The sequence below is a fragment of the Streptosporangium sp. NPDC049248 genome (genome assembly GCF_040678965.1).
Classification (GTDB): domain Bacteria; phylum Actinomycetota; class Actinomycetes; order Streptosporangiales; family Streptosporangiaceae; genus Streptosporangium; species Streptosporangium fukuiense.
Map to the genome: position 1 here is coordinate 770,479 of NZ_JBFAQY010000001.1, position 16,779 is coordinate 787,257.

At 70.8% G+C, this 16,779-nt stretch carries 13 protein-coding genes; 3 read left to right on the forward strand and 10 right to left on the reverse strand.

Annotated elements, in window-relative coordinates:
* Positions 1 to 7: 7 nt before the first annotated feature.
* From AB0K21_RS03480 to AB0K21_RS03495, 4 genes are all read right to left on the reverse strand, one after another.
* Positions 8 to 739 (reverse strand): hypothetical protein, encoded by a 732-nt coding sequence (locus AB0K21_RS03480; RefSeq protein WP_364147464.1) that lies wholly within the window; start codon positions 737 to 739, stop codon positions 8 to 10.
* Positions 739 to 2,562, reverse strand: coding sequence for a substrate-binding and VWA domain-containing protein (locus AB0K21_RS03485; RefSeq protein ID WP_364147467.1), 1,824 nt, complete (start codon positions 2,560 to 2,562; stop codon positions 739 to 741). The genes AB0K21_RS03480 and AB0K21_RS03485 overlap by 1 nt, the downstream gene beginning before the upstream one ends.
* Before the next feature lie 26 nt (positions 2,563 to 2,588).
* A complete protein-coding gene (locus tag AB0K21_RS03490) occupies positions 2,589 to 3,320 on the reverse strand; it encodes a substrate-binding domain-containing protein (RefSeq protein WP_364147469.1) in 732 nt (243 codons plus the stop codon).
* A gap of 288 nt (positions 3,321 to 3,608) precedes the next feature.
* On the reverse strand, positions 3,609 to 4,955 hold the full coding sequence (locus AB0K21_RS03495) for a M20/M25/M40 family metallo-hydrolase (protein ID WP_343973540.1): 1,347 nt from the start codon (positions 4,953 to 4,955) through the stop codon (positions 3,609 to 3,611).
* A gap of 292 nt (positions 4,956 to 5,247) precedes the next feature.
* Between AB0K21_RS03495 and AB0K21_RS03500 the strand changes: the two genes are divergently transcribed.
* The gene (locus AB0K21_RS03500) at positions 5,248 to 6,642 is read left to right on the forward strand and encodes an aspartate aminotransferase family protein (RefSeq protein WP_343973537.1); all 1,395 of its coding nucleotides are present in this window, start codon (positions 5,248 to 5,250) and stop codon (positions 6,640 to 6,642) included.
* Between the two features lie 70 nt (positions 6,643 to 6,712).
* Positions 6,713 to 7,828: an alanine dehydrogenase gene (gene ald, locus AB0K21_RS03505; RefSeq protein ID WP_343973534.1), complete on the forward strand. Its 1,116-nt coding sequence runs from the start codon at positions 6,713 to 6,715 to the stop codon at positions 7,826 to 7,828.
* A 53-nt stretch (positions 7,829 to 7,881) separates the two neighbouring features.
* Here the strand turns inward: ald and AB0K21_RS03510 are convergent, their stop codons facing one another.
* From AB0K21_RS03510 to AB0K21_RS03530, 5 genes are all read right to left on the reverse strand, one after another.
* Complete coding sequence (locus tag AB0K21_RS03510) at positions 7,882 to 9,294, reverse strand: tetratricopeptide repeat protein (RefSeq protein ID WP_343973531.1); 1,413 nt, start codon at positions 9,292 to 9,294, stop codon at positions 7,882 to 7,884.
* Between the two features lie 99 nt (positions 9,295 to 9,393).
* On the reverse strand, positions 9,394 to 10,569 hold the full coding sequence (locus AB0K21_RS03515; RefSeq protein ID WP_343973528.1) for a sulfite exporter TauE/SafE family protein: 1,176 nt from the start codon (positions 10,567 to 10,569) through the stop codon (positions 9,394 to 9,396).
* A 153-nt stretch (positions 10,570 to 10,722) separates the two neighbouring features.
* On the reverse strand, positions 10,723 to 11,346 hold the full coding sequence (locus AB0K21_RS03520; protein ID WP_364147473.1) for a Uma2 family endonuclease: 624 nt from the start codon (positions 11,344 to 11,346) through the stop codon (positions 10,723 to 10,725).
* A 93-nt stretch (positions 11,347 to 11,439) separates the two neighbouring features.
* Positions 11,440 to 12,087 carry a response regulator transcription factor gene (locus tag AB0K21_RS03525; RefSeq protein WP_343973523.1) on the reverse strand — a complete coding sequence of 216 codons (648 nt, stop codon included), beginning with the start codon at positions 12,085 to 12,087 and terminating at the stop codon, positions 11,440 to 11,442.
* Entirely contained in the window at positions 12,084 to 13,211 is a 1,128-nt protein-coding gene (locus AB0K21_RS03530) for a sensor histidine kinase (RefSeq protein WP_343973520.1), read from the reverse strand. Before AB0K21_RS03530 ends, AB0K21_RS03525 begins: the two co-directional genes overlap by 4 nt.
* 131 nt (positions 13,212 to 13,342) lie before the next feature.
* Between AB0K21_RS03530 and AB0K21_RS03535 the strand changes: the two genes are divergently transcribed.
* Positions 13,343 to 15,124 (forward strand): gamma-glutamyltransferase family protein, encoded by a 1,782-nt coding sequence (locus AB0K21_RS03535; RefSeq protein ID WP_364147477.1) that lies wholly within the window; start codon positions 13,343 to 13,345, stop codon positions 15,122 to 15,124.
* A 131-nt stretch (positions 15,125 to 15,255) separates the two neighbouring features.
* Here AB0K21_RS03535 and AB0K21_RS03540 read toward each other — a convergent pair whose 3' ends face one another.
* The gene (locus AB0K21_RS03540) at positions 15,256 to 16,713 is read right to left on the reverse strand and encodes an NAD(P)/FAD-dependent oxidoreductase (RefSeq protein ID WP_364147480.1); all 1,458 of its coding nucleotides are present in this window, start codon (positions 16,711 to 16,713) and stop codon (positions 15,256 to 15,258) included.
* Between the last annotated feature and the right edge of the window lie 66 nt (positions 16,714 to 16,779).

Here is a 16,779-nt window from a genome sequence, read left to right on the forward strand (position 1 = left end):
GGGCTCCTTATCGATCCAGCGCGTCGCGCGTGATCTGCTCGGTTTCGTGGAGGCCCTGGCGGACTCCTTCAAGGGCGTCGGCGAGCTCGTCCAGTACCCGAGTCGGCTCCAGCCGGCCGTTCGCCGACACCGCCGACAGCTCCACCACACGGGCGAGGAGCTCCTCGATGCTGATGGCGCTCGACTCCATCCGGGCGAGCACCTGCTCGCGGGCCGAGGCGAGCCGGTCGACCACGGCCCGCTGGGAGGCCAGCGAGGCGAGGGCGCGGTCGAGGTCCGCGACCAGGTCCTTCCTGGCCTCCGCGCGGGCTCGGGTCAGCCGGGCCTGCTCGTGGCCGAGCCTGTCGAGATCGAACCTGGCCAGCGCGGTGCTGGTGAGCGAGGCCTGCTCGGCCAGCCGCTCCAGGGTGGCCGTCGAGTCGTCCACCTGGGGGCGCATCAGCGCGATCCGCTCGGCCAGCGGGCCCTGCCCCATCGAGGCGCTCAGCTCGGCGAAGCCGTAGGCGGCGGATCCCGCCCGTCTCAGCCAGTACTCCTCCTGGCTGCCGGCGGTGACGGCCGGCCGGTCACGGCTCCCGCGCTCCGGTAACGCCGAGATCCCGGCCTTGACCAGCCAGACGACGACGCCGACGAACCCGGCGGCGACCGGGTGCACGCTGACGGCCCACGCGGCGCCGCCGGCGGTCGCGGCCAGCAGCAGGCCCCAGGGGTCCTTGAGTTCGTCGACGAAGCGTGCCATCAGAAGTTGGATACCACTGCGGTGAACACCTGGTCGATACTTCCAGGTTTGCGAGAGTCATACGCGGCGGCGCTGGTCGCCTCGGAGATCTTGCGCAGCACGTCGAGGTCGGCGTCCTGGCCGTAGGCGATGGTGAACATCCGCACCGTCTCCTGGCCGGGTTCGGTGCGCAGTTCGGGCAGCAGGTTCTCCAGGGCGAGGCTGTCGGGGTCCTCGTTCTTGCCGTCGGTCAGGAAGACCACCGCGTTGATCGCGTCACCGTTCCGCAGCTTCCGTACCCGCTCGTGGGCGGCGAGGGCGGTGTCGTACAGGCCGGTGCCGCCATCGGGGGTCAGGCCGTCAAGCCTGGCGCGCAGCTTCTTGCGCTGGGCGTCGTCGACGGCGGAGAGCGAGGCCAGTTCCAGGTGGTCCTTGTCGCCGTCCCGCTTGGTGGAGAACATCCACAGCCCGACCCTGTCGTGCGAGGCGAACTGGGGCAGCGCGTTGATCGCGGCCTGCTTGGCCAGGTCGAGCTTGCTCTTGCCGGTGCCGGGCACGGTGGCGCCCATCGAGCCGGAGACGTCGATGACCATGAGGACGTTCGCGGGCTTGCGCAGGTCGGCCCAGCTGGTGAGCACCTTGTCGAGCACGTTCGGCGCGGGCGGGCTGAGGGTCGTCTTCGGCTCGGCGGGCAGCAGCCCGTTCGCCTGGGTGATCAGCTTGCCCGCCTTGCCGTCGTGGGAGCGGAAGGCGAACTCGGCGAACCGCTCCTGCTGCTCGGGAGCCTGCAGGTGCGCCAGGAAGTCGGCCGCCACCGCCCGCTTGGCGTCGTCGACCCACGAGGCGGTCAGCACCGCGTACGGGTTGTCGGAGTAGAGCGTGCCCTCCTTGGGATAGATCGCCACCAGCGGCACCTTGGGCTTGGCGTGCTTGCCCAGCGTCGCGGGGTCACCGGTCGGGTTGCCCTGGTTGTAGTCCCAGACCGACTTCTCCTCCACCGCCACCGCGGAGATGTAGCTCAGGCCCGCGCCCGCGTCGTCGGCCCGCTGGAGGTTGGACAGGAACGTCAGCGTCGTGTCGCCGTAGTGCACGATCGAGCGTTCCACCTCCCGGACGAAGTCCCTGGTCCTGGCGTCGGCCACGTTCTTCTCCGACAGGTCGCCGGACAGGCCGGTCGCCGCGAAGTAGGCGCCGACCGTGGCGTTCAGGCCGCTGGTGGAGAAGTTGGGGTTGGTCTTGCCAAGCTTGAAACGGCCCCACTCGGGGTGACCGTACTTCGCCCACGACCCGGCCGACACGGCGAGCAGGTCCGACCAGCCGAGCTTCTTGTCCGGCCAGCCCAGCGCCTGGGCCATCGGCATGGGCATCGCCACGACCAGGGGCGTCTTGGCGATCGACGGGTTCTCGGCGGCGACCAGGGAACCGGTGTCCTTTCCCGCGACGCGCTGCTGGAGCAGGGTGACCCAGCCGCTGCTGGCGGGTGACCACACGTCGGGGCGGGGGCCGTCCTGCCGCTCGTCCCAGCCCCTGGCCAGGGCCTGCAGCGCGCCGCCGCTCGCCTTGGTCTCGATGACGACGTCGGCGCAGCGCCCTTCCACGGTCCTGCCGTTGTAGCCGGAGGCGATCTTCCTGAGCAGCTCGGCCTTCTCCGACGAGGCGGCGACGGTCAGGGTGACGCCGTCGTCGCACGCCTTGGGCCGCTCGCCGGCCTCCGACGCGCCCGGCCCTCCGGGTTCGTTCGCGCCGACGAAGATCCGCAGGGCGACGATCAGAGCTCCGGCGAGAATGATCGCGACGATGAACGGGGCGAAGTTCCTACGCCGTCGCTGCGGCTGCTGGTACAACCCTGCCTCCCGGGGGATGTCTGTACTTATCCGACGAATGAACCGCCTTCGGAGTTCGCCACGGTCAAAAGTCGCCGCGGTGAGATGTAGGCCATCGACTCGCCCCGGTCGTCCGCGCGCAGCAGGTTGCCCAGAAACGTCATGGAGATGTCGCCGTAGTGCACGATCGACTGTTCCACCCCCTGGACGAACCGCCGGGTCTTCGGGTCGGCCACGTCACGGGCCGTCAGGTCCGAGGTGGTGCCGGTGGCGGCGAAGTAGGCGCCGATGGTGGCGTTCAGGCCGCTGGTGGAGAAGTTGGGGTTGGTCTTGCCCAGCTTGAACCGGCCCCATTCGGGGTGGCCGTACTTCGCCCAACCCTGCGGGGCGGCCGCCAGCTCGGCCGGCTCCGACCAGCCGATCGCCTTGCCGGGCCAGCCCAGTGCCTGGGCCATCGGCTTGGGCATCGGCTTGGGCATCGCGAAGACCAGGGGAGCGGTGACGATCGGGTTCTGTCTGCCGTCGGCGACCGGTACGGTGCCGTCGGTGTTGGAGGCCTGCTGGCGCAGCAGCGTCACCCAGGCCGACGGGGCGGGGGACCAGACGTCCGGCCGCCTGCCGTCGGTCCTCTCGTCCCACCCCTTGGCCGGCGCCCGCATCGCGGTGCCGGAGTTGGCCTCGTCGACGACCACGTCGGCGCAGCGCCCGGCCACGCTACGGCCGCTGTAGTCCTTCGCGACCTCGCGCAGGATCCAGATCTTGTCCTGCGAGGACGCCACCCTGATCTGCGTCGACTCGCCGGAACAGGCGCTGGGCCCGTTCGGCTCGCCCCCGGGCCACCGCTGAAGTACCAGCGCAGCCCGGCGAGCAGGTACGGCAGGACACGCCGGCGGAGTCCTGCAGGGGGTAGACCACGAGGTGATCGTACGACCAACGGCGATTCTTCGCCGGACGGTAGCCCCCTGGAAAGCCGGAGAAGACGGGGCCCGCCCGCCAGGTGATCGCGCGGTCGCACGAGGAGAAAGCCCGGCACGAACCCGTGGGTGTCGTGCCGGGACCTTGGACGGTCAGGCCGTCGAGGAGCCGTACTCCTGGAGGAAGAGCGCCTCGGCGGTGGCGGTGCGGCGGAGTTCCTCGATGTTCACCCGCTCGTTGGGGGCGTGGATCGCCGCGTCGTCGTCCTCGGCGCCGAAGAGCAGGATCGCGGCGGCGGGGAACTGCCTGGCGAAGGTGGAGACGAGCGGGATCGAGCCGCCGGCGCCGACGTCGCGCGGCGGGCGGCCGAAGGCGCGCTCCATGGCCCGGTTCAACGCGGAGCGGGCCGCGCCACCGGTGTCGGCGAGATAACCGGAGCCCATGGTGTAGTCGCCGACCTCCACCTGGACGCCCCAGGGCGCGACCTGCCGCAGGAAGTCGACGACCGCCTCGATCGTCGTCTTCGGGTCGCCGGCCGGGGGCACCCGCACTGTCACCCGGGCCCTGGCGACGGCCTGGACCGCGTTGACGGCGCCGGAGACCGGCGGCACGTCCAGGCCGGTGACCGTGATCGCGTACGAGGCCCACAGCCGGTCGGCCAGCGAGCCCGAGCCGATGGTGGAGACGCCGTCGAGCACGCCCGCGGTGGACCGGAAGTCCTCCTCCGACGGGCCGGAGCCGAGGAAGCTGCCGCGCGGCAGGCCGGGAACGCGGATGTCGCCGTGGTCGTCGTGCAGGGCGGCGAGCATCCGGATCAGTGCCGCGAGGGCGTCCGGGGCGGCGCCGCCGAACGAGCCGCTGTGCAGCGACTCCCTGAGGGTGCGCACCTCGATGGTGAAGGCGCCCATGCCGCGCAGCGAGGTCGTCACCGACGGATCGCCCACCCGGGGGTTGCCGGTGTCGGCGACCACGATCGCGTCGGCGCGGAACAGTTCGGGGTTGCGCTCGACGAAGGACTCCAGGCGCTCGCCGGCGTACTCCTCCTGGCCCTCGATGATGACCTTGACACCGACCGGGAAGCGGCCCTGGAAGGTGCGGAGCGCCGCGACATGGGAGATGACGCCGGACTTGTCATCGGCCGCGCCGCGACCGTAGATCGCGCCATCGATCTCCGTCGGCTCGAAGGGCGGGGTGCGCCAGAGCACGAGGTCGCCCGTGGGCTGCACGTCGTAGTGCGCGTACAACAGGACGGTCGGCGCGCCGGGCGGGGCGGGGGCCTCGGCGTAGACGGCGGGGAAGCTCCCCTCGACGGGGATCTGCTGGACACGGGGCAGGCCGGTGCTCCGCAGCAGTTCCTCGGTCAGCGCGGCGGCCGCGTGCACAGGCTCCTCCGGGTGGCCGGGGAAGGCCACGGAGGGGATGGCGACGAGCCTCTTGAGGTCCGCGATCGCCTGGGGCAGGCCGGCGGTGACGGCGTTCTCGATCTCGTCAGGAGTCACGACTTTCCCTCGCATCTGAATATCTGGTCCGCCCTATTGGATCACAGCCGCCGACGCGGAGGCGCTCGCACATGGCGTCGGCGCGCCAGGGTTCCGCCAAGTGGGACAGGGGGTTGGGTAAGATTCCGGCGCCGGTGTCGGGTACCGGCATCCGATGACGGATTTCGTCGTTCTTGTATATATGTTTTGCGGATTTCGACGCTCTAAACACTTCAATACCACGTTTTCACTTGGCAAGAGCGGTTCTGGCAGGCAGACTGTTGAGGGCTCAGCTAAACGAGGGAAGATCGTGATGAAGCACCCTGAAAACACCGACGTGACCTCACTCATGAAGGCCGCGCAGGACAACCTGTGGATGCACTTCACCCGGCACAGCTCGTATGAGGGCGCCGAGGTGCCGATGATCGTGAGGGGCGAGGGCTCCTATATCTACGACGTGCACGGCAAGCGCTACCTCGACGGCCTCGCCGGGCTCTTCGTGGTCCAGGCGGGACACGGCCGCAGCGAGCTGGCCGAGGCCGCCGCCAAGCAGGCCCAGGAACTGGCGTTCTTCCCGCTCTGGTCGTACGCGCACCCCAAGGCGGTCGAGCTGGCCCAGCGCCTCGCCGCCGAGACCCCCGGCGACCTCAACCGGGTCTTCTTCACCACCGGCGGCGGCGAGGCCGTCGAGAGCGCGTGGAAGCTCGCCAAGCAGTACTTCAAGCTGATCGGCAAGCCGCTCAAGCACAAGGTCATCAGCCGCCAGATCGCCTACCACGGCACCCCGCAGGGCGCCCTGTCGATCACCGGCATCCCCGCCTTCAAGCAGATGTTCGAGCCGCTGGTCCCCGGCTCGGTCCGGGTGCCCAACACCAACCACTACCGCGCCGACGAGATCACCGGCGTGCCCGGCATGACACCGGAGCAGTACGGCCACTGGGCCGCCGAGCGCGTCGCCCGCGCCATCGAGATGGAGGGCCCCGACACCGTGGCCGCCGTCTTCGTCGAGCCGGTGCAGAACGCCGGCGGCTGCTTCCCGCCGCCGCCCGGATACTTCCAGCGCCTCCGTGAGATCTGCGACGAGTACGACGTCCTGCTCGTCTCGGACGAGGTCATCTGTGCCTTCGGCCGCCTCGGTACCATGTTCGGCGGGCAGAAGTTCGACTACGTCCCCGACATCATCACCTGTGCCAAGGGCATGACCAGCGGCTACTCGCCGATCGGCGCCATGATCGCCTCCGATCGCCTCTTCGAGCCGTTCAAGAACGGCACCGAGATGTTCGCCCACGGCTACACCTTCGGCGGCCACCCGGTCTCCTCCGCCGTCGCGCTGGCCAACCTCGACCTGTTCGAGCGGGAGGACCTGCTCGGCCACGTCACCCGCAACGAGCCGGTCTTCCGTTCCACCCTGGAGCGCCTCCGAGACCTGCCGATCGTCGGCGACGTGCGCGGCTCCGGCTACTTCTGGGGCGTCGAGCTCGTCAAGGACAAGGTCACCAAGGAGACCTTCAACACCGAGGAGTCGGAACGCCTCATCAGGGGCTTCCTCTCCGGCGCCCTGTACGAGGCGGGTCTCTACTGCCGCGCCGACGACCGGGGCGACCCGGTCATCCAGCTCGCCCCGCCGCTCATCTGCGGACCCAGGGAGTTCGACGAGATCGAGTCCATCCTGCGCTCGGTGCTGAAGGAGGCGTGGAGCCGACTCTGAGCGCGAGCGGCCGCGCGAGGCTCACCGAGGCTCACTGTGACATCCCGTCGAAACCCCGAAAGGAACTCCCATGAGGATCGGCGTACCTGCCGAGGTCAAGAACCACGAGTACCGTGTCGCCGCGACCCCGGCAGGTGTGTACGAGCTTGTCCGGCACGGCCACGACGTCTACGTCCAGCGCGGCGCGGGCATCGGCTCGCACCTCGGTGACGAGGAGTACGTCTCCGCCGGAGCCAAGATCCTTGATGCCGCCGACGAGGTGTGGGGTCAGGCGGAGATGATCCTCAAGGTGAAGGAGCCCATCGCGGAGGAGTACCACCGCATGCGCCCCGGCCAGGTGCTCTTCACCTACCTGCACCTCGCGGCCGGTCGCGAGTGCGCCGAGGCCCTGCTGGAGCGGCAGGTCACCGCCATCGCGTACGAGACGGTCCAGGTCGGCAACACCCTGCCGCTGCTCGCCCCGATGTCCGAGGTCGCGGGCCGCCTGGCCCCGCAGGTCGGCGCCTACAACCTGATGCGGTTCAACGGCGGGCGCGGCGTGCTGCCCGGTGGCGTGCCGGGTGTGGCTCCCGCCAAGGTCGTCGTCATCGGGGCCGGCGTGGCCGGGCTCAACGCCGCGCAGATCGCGGTCGGCATGGGCGCGGACGTCACGGTCCTCGACCTCAACATCGACCGCCTGCGCTTCGTCGACGCCGTCTACCAGGGCCGTCTCAAGACCCTCGTCTCGACCTCGTACGCGATCGAGAAGGAGGTCCTGGCGGCCGACCTGGTCATCGGGGCCGTGCTGATCCCCGGCGCCAAGGCCCCGACCCTCGTCTCCAACGAGCTGGTCTCCTCCATGAGGCCGGGCTCCGTGCTCGTCGACATCGCCATCGACCAGGGCGGCTGCTTCGAGGACTCCCGGCCGACCACGCACGCCGAGCCGACCTACCGGGTCCACGACTCGGTCTTCTACTGCGTGGCCAACATGCCGGGCTCGGTCGCCAACACCTCCACCTACGCCCTGACCAACGCCACGCTGCCCTACGCGGTCAAGCTGGCCGGCCTCGGCTGGAAGGACGCGCTCAGCCAGGACGCCCCCCTCGCGCTGGGCCTCAACACCCACGCGGGACGGCTCACCAACGAGCAGGTCGCCATCGCCCTCGACCTGCCCTTCGTGCCGGTCTCCGAGGTCGTCGCCGCCTGATCCGGGCGCCGCACGGCCCGCGTCCCAACCGATCGGGACGCGGGCCGTGTCGGTCACGGGGACCAGGTGGAGCGCAGGGCGCGGGCGGTGGCCAGGGCCTGCTCGACCTCCGCCGGGGCCGGCCAGGGGGCGCCGCCGGGGCGGAGCAGCGTGGCCCGGATGGACGCCAGGTGTTCGATCGCGTCCGGCGGCAGCCCGCTCCGCGCGGTCAGCCAGGCCGTGACGTCGGTATGGTCGCGCAGTGGCCGGGTGACGAGATCCCAGGTGCCGAGGAGTTCGGTCAGGTCGCCGACCCTCAGCGGGGTGCCGCCCCGCCGGGCCACGGCGGCCGCGGCCAGCTCGGCGCGGGCGACGAGCTCGGGCTCGGTGCTCCGATCCCAGAGCGGGGACGGAGGATCGGCGAGCCACCGCTCCGCCTCACGGGAGAAACCCGCGGCCGACAGCAGCGCGGCCAGCTCGACCGCCGCCCTGTGGTGCCCGGCCTGTGCCGCCTGACGGAACCAGTGCTGCCCGCCACGCAGGTCGCTGTGCTCGGCGATGAGCAGCAGACCGAAATTGAAAGCGGCCTCCGGATCGCCACCCGCCGCGGCCCGGCTGAACCAGTGGCTGGCCCCCCGAGCGTCGCTCATCTCCACGCACACGAACCCCGCGGTCCGCTGGTCGTCGATCCTGCCGGTGCAGGCGGCCCGCTCGAACCAGGCGCGAGCGGTGCGCAGGTCGCCGAGGGAGAGCGCGATCCCGCCGAGCTGGGACGCGGCTCCGGGATGCTCGTTCCTGGCGGCCAGCCGGTAGAACGCCTCCGCCCCCTCCGGATCGCGGTTGGCCTGCAGGAAAAGGCCGAGGTGGTAGGCCGCGTCGGCGTGGCCGCCCCGGGCGGCCAGCTCCCACCAGCGCAGCGTCTCGTCGTCCTCGCCGGAGGCGTAGGAGAGGAAGCCCAGGTCGTGGGCCGAGGCCAGATCGCCGTCCAGCGCGGCCCTGCGGTGCCACTCCCCGGCGCACTTCGTCTCCCCGGCGTCCTCGCAGAGCAGCGCGAGCCTCCTGGCCGCGGCACGGGAGCCCGCCCTGGCCGCCGTCTCGTACCACCGCCGGGCGGCCGGAACGTCGCCGTGCTGGTCGAGCAGGAGCGTCGCCAGGTTCACCGCGGCCTCGACGTCGCCGGCGTCGGCCGCCAGCTCGTACCACCTCGCGGCCTCCGCGGGGGTGCCGTGCTTCTCGTGCCAGACGCCCAGGTTGTAGGCGCTGTCGAGATTGCCCGCGGCCGCCGCGCGCTCCCACCAGTGCCGCGCCGCCGAGCGGTCGCCCCGCTGCGCGAAGTGGCGGCCGAGCAGGTGAGCGGCCTGCACGTCACCGCCGTGCGCGGAGAGCAGCAGCTCCGTCTCGCCGTCCGTGTCGTTCTCGTGCTCAGTGCTCCGGGGGGTGGGTATCAGCCCCGCGCTCGCCTCCGGGTCGTCAGGCCACCACCCCATGTCCCCTCCTTGCCGACGGCACGCAGCCGACAGATCACAGGGTGCCATGTAACCGCTCGATCGCGGAGGGTAATCCTGGAGTTCCGTCTCGCGTCCGGCTCAGACGAAGTTCACGAACCCCACGTACATTCCCATCGAGCAGCTGTAACGCAGGGAGCCCGCGTCCCGCGCGCCGAGTCGCACGGTGGCGGGGAGCGCCACGTCGCGGCCGTCGATGGTGAGCGTCCGGGTGCAGCCCGGGTCGCCCCCGAGGTGGAAGACGAGTTCGGTGGGCACTCCCGCGCGGGCGGTCACCACGCCGGGACGGTAGCCGTCGCGGGTGGCCCAGATCTCGATCCGCCGCACGCCGCCGGAGCTCGTGGCCGCTCCCGCCGGATCGGCCGCCGTCCGCCCCGTCCGGCCGCCCGCCGCCTCCGCCGGGCCGTCCGTCCCCGGTGCGGGAAGGCCCGCCGCCAGTGCCGGGCCGCCGGATCCGGGGAGCCAGCCTCCCAGGCGCAGCCCCGAGGAGACGGTCCACAGGCCCGCCGCCAGCGCGACGACCCCCGCCAGCGCCGCCAGCCTGGTGGTGGCGGCCCGCCGCAGGATGAGTCCGAGCAGTGCGAACGCCGGTGCCGTCCCGGCCACGAACCCCGCCATCACCGCGGCCCCGCCCAGCGCGGATCCGCTGGAGACCGCCACCATCTCGACGCTGAGCGTCACCCCGCACGGCAACAGGACCGTCGCCGCGCCCAGCGCCACCGCCCTGGGCCGGGGAGCGGTGATCCGGGAGAAGGTGCCGCGCCAGGAGACGCGCCCGTCCGTGGCCCCGTCGGCCCCGTCAGGTCCGCAGCCGCCGTCCGGCTCGCCGCTTCGCGGCGCCTGTTCGCAGCCGTGCCCGCCGGGTCCCGGGTCCCGCTCGCGGCCGAACGCGCGGACTCCGAAGATCATGACCGCGATCCCGGCCACGACGAGCAGCGCGGCCCTGAGCTGAGGTCCCAGCTGTACGGCGGACCCCGCCAGTCCGAGCAGTGTCCCGGCCGCCAGGTGGGAGCCGGCGCGCCCGGCCAGGAAGAGCGCGACGGCCGCCGGGCTCGACGGCCCCGGGGCGAGCCCGCCGCGCCCGCCGGAGCAGGCCGATCGGCCACCTGAGGAGAGTCCGGTGAGCAGGCCGCCCTGCACGGCCGCGCACGAGGTGGTGCCCGCCACCAGCCCCGCGGCGAACCCTCCGGCGAACAGCGTGGCCGCCCCCGCGCTCAGCGGACGTCTCCGGTGCCACTCCAGATCCCCACGGAGCAAACCTAATCCCGCCGGAGGTCAACCGACAGTGACATTTCCTTACCCAGTGCTCACATCGCCCTTACTGGACGCCCGGCGCTCTCCGGTGGGGATGCGACGCCCAGGCCGCTCCCGCCGCGAGTCACCCCGCTGTACGGGGCGTACGCCCATCTGTCATGTCGCGTCCTGGATGTTCGCGAAGATCGACGTGTCGAGGGTGAAGTCGACCGGTTCAGGGATGTGCAGGTGCGAGCCCATCTCGACCCGGGTGGAGGTCCGGTACGCCCCCTCCTTGGGGTCGCTGAGCACCGTCACGGTGGCGGGGGTGGCCACGGGGTCGACGAGGAGCATCAACGGGACGCCACCGGAGGCGTAGATGTCGGGCTTGCGGTCACGGTCCTCGATGACGCTTCCCGGTGACACGATCTCGGCGACCATGAGCAGGCCGGAGGAGAGCAGCTCGCGGGCGCCCCAGCGCGGGCAGTCGACCCGGGCCAGCACGAAGTCGGGTTCGACGGGGTCGCGAGGTCCGTCGATACAGACGTCTACGTTTCCCGTGTACGAACGCCAACCATTTCTCGTGATCAGCGGATGTAGCTCGTAAGCGAGCAGCATGGCGAGCCAGCCGTGCTCGGGGGTACCCACTGGGCTCACTATCAGTCTCCCGTTGATGATCTCGGTCCGCAGTCCGGGGAGTTGCGGGAGCGCGTCGAAGAGCTCGCGCGCCGTACTCGGCAGGGGCTGGGACGAGGTCTCGGGGGAGGGGCGCAGGTGGGCGTGGCTCCGTCGCGATGTCATGACCATAAAAATATGTCCCTTCGTGTTCTGGTGAACACGCCGAGTATCGCAAGTGGGCCGAGCGGGCGGGAGCCTTTACCGGGATCTGAGCCGTCAGACCCAGCCGGGGCGGACGAGGCCGGATTCGTAGGCGATGACGACGAGCTGGGCGCGGTCGCGGGCATGGAGTTTCATCATGGTCCGGCTGACGTGGGTCTTGGCGGTGGCGGGGCTCATGAAGAGCTTGCCGGCGATCTCGTCGTTGGTCATCCCGGTGCCGACCAGGGCGAGGACCTCGCGCTCGCGGTCGGTGAGCAGGTCGAGATCGCGGCTGCGGTGCGGCTCCTTGGCGCGGCTGGCGTACTCGGCGATCAGGCGGCGGGTCACGCTGGGGGAGAGCAGCGCGTCGCCTCCGGCCACCACCCGGACGGCCTGGATGAGCTCGGCCGGTTCGGTGTCCTTGACCAGGAAGCCGCTGGCGCCGTTGCGGAGGGCCTCGAAGACGTACTCGTCGAGCTCGAAGGTGGTCAAGATGATGATCTTCGGCCCGGGAGGCATCTTCCTGGTGGCGGTCAGCCCGTCCATGCCGGGCATGCGGATGTCCATCAGGACCACGTCCGGCTCGTGTTCGGCGGCCAGCCGCAGGGCCTGGGCCCCGTCGCCTGCCTCGGCCACCACGGTCATCCCCGGTTGCGCGTCCAGCAGGGCCCGGAACCCCGCCCTGACGAGGGCCTGGTCGTCGGCGAGGACAATCTTGATCATTCGGACTCCTCCGGGATCGGCAGCCGGGCCTCGACGCGGAAGCCCCTTCCATGGTGTGCGGCGGTCAGCGTTCCCCCGAGGGCCGAGGCCCGTTCCCGCATGCCGGGGACGCCGTTGCCGCTGCCGAGACTCTCGCCGGGGGCGTTGCCGCCCGAGTCGGTGATCTGAAGGGTCAGCGCGCGGGGGCCGTAGTCGAGGGCGACCGTGACCGAGGCGCCCGGGGCGTGCCTGGTGACGTTGGTCAGGGCCTCCTGGACGATACGGTAACCGGCCCGGTCGACCCCGGGAGGCAGCGGCCTGACCTCGCCGATGACGTTCTTGACGACCCGCAGCCCGCTGCGCTCGATGAGTTCGTCCAGCCGGTCCAGACCGGCGGTCGGGGAGCGGGGCGCGCCGTCCCGGAGCACGTTGAGCACCGAGCGCATCTCGGTCAGCACGTCCTTGGAGGCCTGCTTGATCGTGGTGAGCGCGGTCTTCGCCTGCTCGGGATGGTCCTCGATGAGGTGCAGCGCGGTGGAGGCCTGGACGTGGATGAGGGAGATGTTGTGCGCGAGCACGTCGTGCAGCTCCTGCGCCATGGTCAGCCGCTCCTCGCTGGCCTGCCGCCGCACCTCCTCCCGCTCCACCCGCTTGTGCTCGGCCTGCCGCTCGTTCCTGGCCCGGGAGAACTCCGCCACCGCCAGCACCAGGCCCATCAGCGCGGCCATCGCGACGTTGTGGAACCAGCCGGGAGGAGGGGCGGGGGCGAACCAGGACAGGTAGACCACGAAGAACACGTAGGCCAGGCCCCACAGCGGCCATGCCACCCGCCGGTGGCCGCCGACCACGGCGGTGTGGAACGCGATGATCGGGCTGAGGAAGACCGGGCCGTAGGCGTGGCCCAGGCCGATGAAGAGCAGGGTCGCGTCCACCGAGACGATCACGCTGAGCGCCGGGTGGCGGCGCCGGACGGTCAGGGCCAGCGGCCCGGCCAGCAGCAGCGCGTAGCCCAGTGGACCGAGCGGGACGCGGAGCATGCCGGTGTCGTGGACCTGCCACCACTGCACACCGAGTGTGCCCACGACCTGGAGGGTCCCCACGAACAGTGGGAGGAGGAGGTCGACCCGGCGGGATTCGGCACGCACGCTCAGCACTTTACGTGCGCTTTCGCAGCGTTTGCGTCCCTTCAGTGATGTATGTGGCACTACACCCTTCGGGTGAGGGAAGGGGCTGACAAGGCTCACAGGCTGAGTCAAGCTGTCTGCGGGAGGTCATCATGATCAGTCGTCGCATCACCCCCCTGGCGGGGATCCTGGTGGGAAGTTCCTTACTGCTTGTCCAGCCCGCGCTGGCGTCTCCACCGGCGCTGTCCCCGTCCGCGGTGTCTCCACCGGTCTCGCAGGCGGAGAAGAAACCTGTCGCGGAGGGATCCGGTGGCGCGGTCTCGACCGTCGACCTCGACGCCAGCAAGGCCGCGCTGGGCGTGTTGCGCGAGGGCGGCAACGCCATGGACGCCGCGGTCGCCGCGGCCGCCACCCTGGGCGTGACCGAGCCCTACTCGGCGGGACTGGCCGGCGGAGGGTTCATCGTCTACTACGACGCGCGCCGCAAGAAGGTCCACACCATCGACGGCCGGGAGGCCGCGCCGAAGGCGATGGGCCCGGCCTCCCTGGAGGGCATCCCGTTCGACGACGCCGTGACCAGCGGACTTTCGGCGGGGGTGCCCGGCAGCGTGGCCCAGTGGGAGCTGGCGCTGCGCAGATTCGGCACACTCTCGCTGCGCCAGGCGCTGAAACCCGCGATCGACGTCGCCACCAAGGGGTTCAGGGTCGACCAGACCTTCTACGACCAGACCGCCGCCAACGCCGCCCGCTTCAAGGACTTCACCTCAACGGCCAAGCTCTACCTGCCGGGCGGCGCCCCGCCGCCGGTCGGCTCCACCTTCCGCAACCCCGAGCTGGCCGACACCTACCGCAGGCTCGGCAGGCTGGGCGGGGAGTGGCTGTACGGCGGTGCCCTCGGTGCCGAGGTCGTGGCCACGGTCAAGAAGCCGCCGGTCACCCCCGGATCCACCCGTAATGTGCGGCCGGGGCTGATGGAGTTGGCCGACCTGAAGGCGTACCGGGCGCTCGAACGGCCGCCGACCAAGATGACGTACAAGGGCATGGACGTGTACGGCATGGCGCCGCCGTCCTCGGGAGGCTCGACGGTCGGCGAGGCGCTCAACATCCTTGAGGCCCTGCCCAAGGTCGGCGAGCACGAATACCTGGAGGCGTCCAGGCTCGCCTTCGCCGACCGGGGCAAGTACGTCGGGGACATCCCCGGCGTCCCGCTCAAGGAACTGCTCTCCGACGGGTTCGCCAAGGAGCGCGCCTGCCTGATCGGCGAGCGGGCGATGCCGCACCCGGCCGCGCCCGGCGACCCCGACGGGATGTACGGGCCGTGCCCGGGGGCGCCGTCCGCGGAGGCCACCGAGGCGGCGAAGGAGGGGCCGGAGACCACGCACCTGGTGGTCGCGGACCGGTGGGGCAACGTGGTCGCCTACAACATCACCATCGAGTCGACCGGCGGCAACGGCATCGTCGTCCCCGGCAGGGGCTTCCTGCTCAACAACGAGCTGACCGACTTCACCTTCGGTCCCGCCCCCGGTGACCCGAACCTGCCCGGGCCGGGCAAGCGCCCCCGCTCCTCGATGGCGCCGACGATCGTCCTGGACGATGACCGGCCGCTGCTCGCGCTGGGGTCCCCCGGCGGCTCGACGATCATCACCACGGTGCTGCAGATCCTCCTCAACCGCTGGGACCTCGGCATGTCGCTGCCCGAGGCGCTCGCCGCCCCCCGGGCCACGCAGCGCAACACCGCCCAGACCCAGGCCGAGCAGGCGTTCATCGATCGTTACGGCGCCGAGCTCACGCGCCGGGGGCACAGCCTCGTGCTGAACCCCGAGATCGGCGCGGCCACGGCCGTCGAGTTCCTGCGGCACGGGAGGCTCCAGGCTGTGGCGGAACCGACCCGGCGCGGCGGCGGTAGCGCGCTGGTGGTGAGCGAGCGAAGGTAGCCGCTCGCGGCGGTACGCACGGACGCCCGGCGGCGCGGCTTCGGCCGCGCCGCCGGTTTCGGTGACCGAGCGAGCGATTGAGCGACCAGGTGGCCGTTCCGTCGCCGGCCGGGAACGGGTCGCTGGACCTCTCAGCGGATCAGTTCGTAGGCCTCCGGCTTCGGCCTCCGGGTGCGTGCCCAGTACTCGAAGCTGAAGCCGGGCCAGATGGTCCTGTTGACGCCGTGTTCGTCGAGGTACCAGCTGTCGCAGCCGCCCTCGTTCCAGACTCGCCGGCTCAGCCGGCTCTGGAGGCGGTCGTTGTAGTCGCGCTGCGCCTCGGGGCGTACGTCGAGGGCCCTGGCCTTCGTCCTCGACAGCAGGCGCAGGCAGTCGAGGACGTACCGGACCTGGGATTCGATCATGAAGACGACCGAGTTGTGGCCCAGGGCGGTGTTGGGGCCGAGCAGGAAGAACAGGTTCGGGAACCCGGCGGTGGTGATGCCGTAGTAGGCCTCCACGCCGTCCTGCCAGGCCTCCTGGATCTTCACACCGTTCCTGCCGATGATCCGCTGGTTCTTCAGGGTGTCGGTGACCTTGAAGCCGGTGCCGTAGATGATCACGTCGACCTCGGTCTCCCTGCCGGTGGAGTCGACGATCGAGTTCTCCCGGATCTCCCGCACCCCGTCGGTGATCACCTCGACGTTGTCCCTGACCATCGCCGGGTAGTAGTCGTTGGACAGCAGCATGCGCTTGCAGCCGATCGTGTAGTCCGGGGTCAGCTTGGCACGCAGTACGGGGTCGGAGACCTTGCTGTTCAGGTGGTACAGGGCCGCCCGCTGGTGGACCTTCATCAGGCGCGGGTCGACGGCGAAGCCCATGGCGAGGCTCTCCATCGCCCAGTAGATCGAGGTGCGCAGCGTCCGTGCGGCTCCAGGCAGGGCGAGGAGCCTCTTCGCGCGTGTGGAGAAGACGAGGTCGGGCTTGGGCTGGATCCAGGGCGGCGTCCGCTGGAAGAGGTGGAGTCGGGAGACCTTCCCGGCGATCTGCGGGACGAACTGGACGGCCGAGGCGCCGGTGCCGATGACCGCGACCCGCTTGCCGGTCAGGTCCACCGAGTGGTCCCACTCCGCCGAGTGGAAGGAGACGCCCGCGAAGCTCTCGCGGCCGGGGATCGCGGGGAAGGACGGCACGTGCAGCGCGCCGCCGCCTGAGACCACCGCGTTGGTGGTGAAGGCCTCCCCGTTCTCGACGCTCACCCGCCAGTGACGGGCCGTGTCGTCGTACTCCAGTTCGCTGACCTTCGTGCCGAACCGCAGGTGCGGGGTCAGGTCGTACTTGGCGACGCAGGCCCGCAGGTAGTCCCAGATCTCGGCCTGGCCGGAGAACATCCGAGACCAGTTCGGGTTGAGCTCGTAGGAGAAGGAGTAGAGGTGTGAGGGGACGTCGCAGGCGCAGCCCGGGTAGGTGTTGTCCCGCCAGGTGCCGCCCACCTCCTGGTCCTTCTCCAGGATCACGAAGTCGTGGTATCCGGCTTCCTTGAGTTTGATCGCCATGCCGAGTCCGGCGAAGCCGGAGCCAATGATCGTGATGCCGGGGCGCGTGCTCATGCGTCTCCTTGCTGGGTTTCCGGCGGCGCCGGTCCTTCCGCGGTGCCGGGTTCTCCGGCGGCGCGG

Coding starts and splice junctions, on each gene's coding strand:
- ald (WP_343973534.1), top strand. CDS start 6,713: ATGAGGATCGGCGTACCTGCCGAGGTCAAGAACCACGAGTACCGTGTC.
- AB0K21_RS03525 (WP_343973523.1), bottom strand. CDS start 12,087: ATGATCAAGATTGTCCTCGCCGACGACCAGGCCCTCGTCAGGGCGGGG.
- AB0K21_RS03520 (WP_364147473.1), bottom strand. CDS start 11,346: ATGACATCGCGACGGAGCCACGCCCACCTGCGCCCCTCCCCCGAGACC.
- AB0K21_RS03480 (WP_364147464.1), bottom strand. CDS start 739: ATGGCACGCTTCGTCGACGAACTCAAGGACCCCTGGGGCCTGCTGCTG.
- AB0K21_RS03535 (WP_364147477.1), top strand. CDS start 13,343: ATGATCAGTCGTCGCATCACCCCCCTGGCGGGGATCCTGGTGGGAAGT.
- AB0K21_RS03540 (WP_364147480.1), bottom strand. CDS start 16,713: ATGAGCACGCGCCCCGGCATCACGATCATTGGCTCCGGCTTCGCCGGA.
- AB0K21_RS03510 (WP_343973531.1), bottom strand. CDS start 9,294: ATGGGGTGGTGGCCTGACGACCCGGAGGCGAGCGCGGGGCTGATACCC.
- AB0K21_RS03500 (WP_343973537.1), top strand. CDS start 5,248: ATGAAGCACCCTGAAAACACCGACGTGACCTCACTCATGAAGGCCGCG.